This is a genomic window from Nostoc sp. (genome assembly GCF_036917235.1).
Taxonomy (GTDB): domain Bacteria; phylum Cyanobacteriota; class Cyanobacteriia; order Cyanobacteriales; family Nostocaceae; genus Nostoc.
The window spans coordinates 1-7,038 of record NZ_JBALDU010000026.1 but is presented as its reverse complement, the minus strand read 5'-3'; the positions used below and the strand labels follow the sequence as shown (position 1 = coordinate 7,038).

The window sequence follows — 7,038 nt, the reverse complement described above, 5'->3', positions numbered from 1 at the left end:
CTATTTTTTCTCGAAGATCGACAGAGTAGGACTTCATTTAAAAGGATTTATATTTTAATCTAGTGTACCTCATAATAGACGCAAGTGCTGTAATCAAAACTTCCTTTGAGTTGTTCGCTAACATTAATGGAGTACTCAATGTTTAGTTGAGTTTGTGTTTGATCGCAAATTTCTAACAAAATAGGAGCAATTAAAACTTCACGTTTTGCAGCTTCACTGATAGGATTTACACGTATGATATTGCGTCGTAAGTAACGCTGTAAAAATTATAAATAGTCAATTACACCTGAATATTGTGGTAGTTGTAGCGATGCGCATTCATAACTACATCCCAGTTCTGCCAAGATATCTGCTGGGGTATATGGTAATTCAAAATATTTACTAAATTTATAACTTTGACCGAGTTGGAGAATGTGCGGACGAGTCATAAATATTAAGGTTATAGAATATATCGACAAAAGTCAGGTAGAAATTTCAGTTTTAGGATGTAAATTTCTTTTTAATGTACACAAACCAATTGCTGGTATGGCTCCTAAAATCGCTGCTGTCAGTCCTTGTCCACTCCAATATAGTATGGGAGTACGGTAGGTTTCTGGAATCAAATTTTGCATAATAAAAAGCAACCAAACCAAAATAGTAATCCAGAAAAAAGAGATTGAGGGTAGAAAATTCCACCACCATATACCTGCTGTATATCGCCTCAACACCAGCCATTGGCAAATCCCTAGCCAAATTCCAGAAATTATATATGCGATCGCAGACAGAAATCCAAAAATCAAAGTATCTTCAGAAGATGATGAGGCAATGGTTGAAATGTAGTTAATCCAGGCTGTAGAAACACCGTTGGCAATCAGCCAACCTACACTAGTAGCAAATAGCCACTGCCAACCCGGTAAATATCGGTAAAGCACAAGGGCTTGGTCAGCAGAAAAAATCACGGCAAATATAACATTACTGAGACTTCTGACCAAAATGCTCCATGTTTGTGGTTGAGTAGCAACGCTAGGTGAGAGACTTTGGAGAATAATTTTCTCTAAGGCGATACTGGCAACGCCACCCACAACCCATCCGATGAGGGTCATTAAGGTAAACTGAATAAAGAACCTCTGTCGCTGCGATCGCGGAATCAAATACTTTCCTGGATGAGGCTTGTTATTAGTAGATGCAACACGATCGGGACTGTTAGAGTCAGTTTGCATAAGAAGTTAAGGGAGTGAGGGAATAGGGAGATCGCGGAGATAAGGGAGCAGGGGGAGAATTAACTAATCCCCTGTTTGTCCAATCCTCAATTAAATATTGATTCTTGTTTTACTCTATTTCTCAATCATCAGTCCCTATTTTCCATTCCCCACTCGCCACTCCCCACTTTCCCAAGGCGAAAATATTATGTCAATAATAACGGTCTATTCTCAATAGAATCTCATTAACCTATTCTTCTTGCTAAAGATTTAGGGGTAGTCCATCGTAGACATCGCTTTGAGTCTGGGAAACTAAACCAAACGATAAATAGTGATTTTTTGTTGGTTCTTAACCTTGGTTGCGATCGAGAGTAATTTAGATGCGTTTGTCCTGTCCACTACAATTGTACAAGAGCCTTCACTTAATCTTTAAAGATATTCTAGTATATACACCGTATCTTTTGCGAGTTATAAAAATCAAAATAGGATTACAAAGCATCAAGCTCAACTTACATCTTCGAGCTTGTTTTACCCAACATAAAGTCATATATAAAGGCCTAATAATCTTTGTGATTTTCTTCTAATTTGTTGGAGTAATGAAACCAGTTTTTTATAGCTAGGTTTCAAGAAAAGTTCAGTCTTAATTCTCTTTGTGTTCTTCAAGGTTTATTTCTAGAATGCTGCAAAAAATCTCTTTGGCTTTACTCGGAATGACTGCTGTGGTCATGAGTGCGAATCCAGCTAGTGCAATAACTCTGCAAGTCAATAGTGGCCCATTTTCTAGCTACGCTGATGCCAAAACTGTCACCTTTGACGATGGCACAGCAAATGATCCTAATGGATTTGTTACTTACTCTAATATTACTAGTAACATTGTTCAAGGTAGTGTATCTGGTCAATACGCCTCACCTTATGGGGATAACACCAAATTTCTGACAATTGCTCCAGTAGGTAGTAATGTTGCCGGCGACAGTGGTTTGGTCAATATTAAGTTCAAAGAAGCTGTTAATTACTTCGGTTTTTATGCAGGTTCATTAGATGATTATAACTTTGTTGACATTTACAAAGGCAATCAGTTGTTAAAGACTTTTAGTGGTTCAGATGTGCCAACTGCTATAGCTAATGGTAGTTGGACCAGCTCTGAAGCTAATATGTTTATCAATCTTGTAGCTGATACAGGAGAATCATTTGACCGAGTTGTGATGCGCTCAAATGGCGTTGCCTTTGAAACAGATAACCATGCCTATAGACTCGCCAGCGTTCCTGAACCTAGTGCGATGTTAGGTGTGTTAGCAATAGGTGCTTGTGGTATGATGTCAGTCTTCAAACGCTCACAACAGAAAGCGACAGTGAAAGCATAAATTTATCCAGATCCCTGTTGAAAATCCTTAAGGATGTGTCTCTATGCATGACATAGAGACACATTTTTTTATGGAGTTTTCCTCACACATTCCCTTGACGCAGAAGTGAGAGGTGTATTGCTACGTGGGACTAGCCAAAAAAACAATAAATTGTAGCGCTTGCTGGCATTAATACTGTAGTCAAGCCAACCGAGCGCTCATATCCAATAATCAAAATATTATAAAATATTACTATTATGCCCTGCTATTCACCTTTTCCTGAAAACCTGCTGGAAAAGCGTAATCCCAGAATGATAAGCTAAACAGTGGCATAAATAGGATGAAGTAATAAATGGGTGTTTATTCAACGACTCCTCATCTCTTACGGGCTGCTCGTGGTGAAGTAGTAGATCGTCCCCCTGTATGGATGATGCGACAAGCGGGACGATATATGAAAGCATATCGAGACTTAAGAGAGAAGTATCCTTCGTTTCGCGATCGCTCCGAAATTCCAGAAGTAGCAATTGAAGTTTCCTTGCAACCGTGGAAAGCCTTCCAACCAGATGGAGTAATTTTATTTTCTGATATTGTCACTCCATTACCTGGTTTGGGCATTGACATGGACATCGCCGAAGGTAAAGGGCCAATCATTCACTCACCCCTCCGCACTCAAGAACAAATCGATGCTCTGCATCCTTTGGAACCAGAAGCAGCTCTACCATTTATCAAGACAATTTTGCAAGCGCTGCGTTCGGAAGTAGGCGATAAGTCAACAGTGTTAGGCTTTGTGGGTGCGCCGTGGACGTTAGCAGCTTATGCAGTTGAGGGAAAAGGTTCTAAAACCTATTCCATCATCAAAAACATGGCATTTTCAGATCCGACGATATTGCATCAACTATTAGCTAAATTAGCAGATGCGATCGCCATCTATGCCCGCTACCAAATTGACTGTGGCGCTCAAGTTGTGCAAATGTTCGATTCTTGGGCGGGTCAATTGAGTCCTCAAGATTATGACACCTTTGCTCTCCCCTATCAGCAGAGAGTTTTTCAGCAGGTTAAGCAAACCCATCCTGACACACCTTTAATTTTGCTAGTTAGCGGTAGTGCGGGTGTATTGGAAAGAATGGGACAATCTGGCGCTGATATTGTCAGTGTAGACTGGGCAGTAGATATGGCAGATGCACGAGCCAGATTGGGTAAGCAAATGAAAGTTCAAGGAAACCTTGACCCAGGCGTGCTATTCGGCTCTAAACAGTTTATCCGCGATCGCATCCTCGATACCGTTCGCAAAGCTGGCAATTGGGGTCACATTCTCAATCTCGGTCACGGTGTATTACCAGAAACTCCCGAAGAAAATGTCGCTTTCTTCTTTGAAACCGCAAAGGAACTGAATCTTGCAGGAGTTAAGAGTTAGGAGTTATGAGTTATGAGTTAAGAGTTAGGAGTTATCAGTTATGAGTTATCAGTTGCGAGGTACAGAGTTATTTTTAACTCTTCACCTTTCACTCCTAACTTTATTTTTAACTCCTGATTCGGAACTTTTAACTTTATTCTTAACTCTTTAGTTTTAACTCCTAAATTTTGAAAAATTCTCTATGAGCCAGAAACGGATTTTAGTGACTGGTGCAAGTGGTTGTATAGGTCATTATTTAACAGAAGCTCTAATTAAAGAAACAAATCACGAACTGTATCTACTAGTTAGGAACCCAAGCAAATTGCAAGTTGATACCAAGGCACGTTTAGGCATCAACGTTTTACAAGGTGATATGCAAAATATTCGCCAGTTTGCCGATTTGCTATCCACAATTGATACAGCGGTACTCACAGCCACAGCTTGGGGTGGTGACGAGACATTTGATATTAATGTCGTTAAGACTATAGAGTTACTCGAACTGCTAGATCCAGAACGTTGCCAGCAGGTGATTTATTTTTCGACAGCTAGCGTTTTGGATCGCTACAATCAACCATTAAAAGAAGCCGGGGAAATTGGCACAGATTATATCCGTTCTAAATATGAGTGCTTAGAGAAAAAAGAAAAATTAGCGATCGCACCCAAAATTACCACAGTTTTTCCAACTGTAGTATTGGGCGGTGATGCGAATAAACCCGATTCTGCTGTCACATCTGGCATTCCAGAAGTGACAAAATATATTAATTTGATTCGCTTTTTGGAAGCAGATGGCAGTTTTCACTTTATCCACGGACGAGACATTGCCACTGTCGTGCGATATTTGATCGATCATCCTGCTAAAGATAATCAGCCACATCGGCTTGTTTTAGGTCAAGCACCGTTAACTGCTAATCAAGCAGTGAAAGAAGTTTGTGCTTATCTGGGCAAAAAGATTTACTTTGGCATTCCCATATCTATAACATTGGCTAATTTGATTATTGTTCTATTCCGCATTCGGATGGCCGCTTGGGATCGATTTTGCATGAACTATCGGCATTTTACTTATGAAAAATTCATCAATCCCGATAGTTTCGGCTTGCCAAATTATTGTGCAACTATGAGTGATGTTTTGAAAATTAGTCGCGTTGAACGTGCTAAGAAATAGTCAATAACTCTTGGTCTCGTTGTCAGTCAGACTGGGAATTGCCTAATGGGAAGGCTACCGCCTTTTGACTTGTGGCAGCAGCCCAATCAGGTGTATTTCCAGGTATAAACTGGAAACAAGGTTTTAATAAAAAGTCAATAACTCTTTATTTTCGTTAGAGTGGGATAACAATCAAAGTGTGAGGATTGATACTACATGCGAATCTTGTTAGTGTATCCAATATTTCCTAAAACCTTTTGGTCTTATGAAAAAATCTTAGAGTTAGTCGATCGCAAGGTTTTATTACCACCTCTAGGTTTAGTCACAGTAGCGGCGATTCTGCCCCAAGAATGGGAATTCAAGCTGGTCGATCGCAACATCCGTGCAGCAACAGAAGCAGAATGGGCATGGGCAGATGTAGTAATCCTCTCTGCGATGATTGTCCAGAAGCAAGATTTACTTGAACAAATCCAGGAAGCAAAAAAACGTGGCAAGTTAGTCGCAGTTGGCGGCCCCTACCCAACCTCAGTACCTCACGAAGTTGAAAATGTTGGCGCAGATTTTCTGATTCTGGATGAAGGGGAAATCACGCTGCCCATGTTTATTGAGGCAATAAAAAGGGGAGACACATCTGGGACTTTCCGCGCCACAGAAAAACCTGATGTCACCAGCACACCAATACCCCGCTTTGATTTATTAGAATTGAACGCTTATGACATGATGTCGGTGCAGTTTTCGCGCGGGTGTCCCTTCCAGTGCGAATTTTGCGACATTATTGTTCTCTACGGGCGCAAACCGCGCACCAAAACCCCAGCACAATTGTTAGCAGAGTTAGATTGCCTCTATGAATTGGGTTGGCGGCGGGGTGTGTTCATGGTGGATGACAACTTTATTGGCAACAAGCGAAATGTAAAATTGTTGCTGAAAGAGTTAAAAGTCTGGATGGCAGAACATAAGTATCCCTTCCGATTTGACACGGAAGCTTCAATTGACTTAGCACAAGACTCAGAAATGTTGGAGTTGATGGTTGAGTCTGGTTTCTCGGCGGTGTTTTTAGGAATCGAAACGCCGGATGAGGATAGTTTGCAAATGACTAAGAAGTTTCAAAATACTCGCAGTTCTCTAACTGAGGCAGTGGAAACCATCACCAAAGCGGGATTGCGCCCAATGGCTGGGTTTATTATTGGGTTTGATGGCGAAAAAGCCGGTGCAGGCGATCGCATTGTCCGCTTTGCCGAACAAGCAGCAATTCCCTCAACTACTTTTGCCATGTTGCAAGCGTTACCTAATACTGCGCTTTGGCATCGCCTGAAAAAGGAAGGACGATTACGGGAGAATCAAGATGGCAACATCAACCAAACAACATTGATGAACTTCCTGCCCACCCGTCCCCTGGAAGAACTTGCCAGAGAATATATTGAGGCATTTTGTACTTTATACGACCCTGTACAGTACTTAGATCGCACCTATCGCTGCTTCTTGATGATGGGCTTGCCGAGTTGGAAAGCCCCAGCGAAAATGCCAGAATGGGTAGTTGTGAAAGCGTTGCTGATTGTGATTTGGCGACAAGGAATCAAACGGGAAACCCGCTGGAAATTCTGGCATCATTTGTTCAGCATTCTCAAGCGGAACCCTGGAGTTGTAGAACATTACATCGCTGCTTGCGCCCACAACGAGCATTTTATGGAATATCGCCAAATTGTGCGCGAGCAAATTGAAAGTCAGCTAGCTGAATATTTGGCACAAGGTGCAGAAACGCCTTATGTGCCAGTGAAGGAAAAAGCTGAGGAAAAAACTGAAGCAGTAGTTAGTTAAGGTTGGTAATGGGTAATAGTAAATAAATTACTTATTACCCCTTCTCAATTAAAACCATACAAATGCAATATTTGAGCTTACAGCAGTTTGCGACCAAATGCACCACAGAAATAGCTATCTAAACAGGCTCAAAAAATAGACCGCAATGATTAAACCAATTTAGAGCATTTT

6 protein-coding genes are annotated in these 7,038 nt (G+C 41.1%); 4 read left to right on the top strand and 2 right to left on the bottom strand.

All coding sequences use genetic code 11. The features are described from left to right. Nucleotides 1–266: 266 nt before the first annotated feature. Both V7K44_RS08220 and V7K44_RS08215 read right to left on the bottom strand, forming a co-directional pair. On the bottom strand, nt 267–428 hold the full coding sequence (locus V7K44_RS08220) for a hypothetical protein (RefSeq protein ID WP_334930387.1): 162 nt from the start codon (nt 426–428) through the stop codon (nt 267–269). A gap of 33 nt (nt 429–461) precedes the next feature. Further along, nucleotides 462–1,199, bottom strand: a complete 738-nt coding sequence (locus V7K44_RS08215; protein WP_334930385.1) for a hypothetical protein — start codon at nt 1,197–1,199, stop codon at nt 462–464. Nucleotides 1,200–1,855: 656 nt separating this feature from the next. Between V7K44_RS08215 and V7K44_RS08210 the strand changes: the two genes are divergently transcribed. The 4 genes from V7K44_RS08210 (at nt 1,856) to V7K44_RS08195 (ending at nt 6,867) form a co-directional block, all read left to right on the top strand. Next, on the top strand, nt 1,856–2,539 hold the full coding sequence (locus V7K44_RS08210; RefSeq protein WP_334930383.1) for an Npun_F0296 family exosortase-dependent surface protein: 684 nt from the start codon (nt 1,856–1,858) through the stop codon (nt 2,537–2,539). A gap of 331 nt (nt 2,540–2,870) precedes the next feature. Then, on the top strand, nt 2,871–3,932 hold the full coding sequence (hemE, locus tag V7K44_RS08205; RefSeq protein ID WP_334930381.1) for a uroporphyrinogen decarboxylase: 1,062 nt from the start codon (nt 2,871–2,873) through the stop codon (nt 3,930–3,932). A gap of 181 nt (nt 3,933–4,113) precedes the next feature. After that, complete coding sequence (locus tag V7K44_RS08200; protein WP_334930379.1) at nt 4,114–5,073, top strand: NAD-dependent epimerase/dehydratase family protein; 960 nt, start codon at nt 4,114–4,116, stop codon at nt 5,071–5,073. Nucleotides 5,074–5,268: 195 nt separating this feature from the next. After that, entirely contained in the window at nt 5,269–6,867 is a 1,599-nt protein-coding gene (locus tag V7K44_RS08195; RefSeq protein WP_334930377.1) for a B12-binding domain-containing radical SAM protein, read from the top strand. The last annotated feature ends 171 nt before the right edge of the window (nt 6,868–7,038 follow it).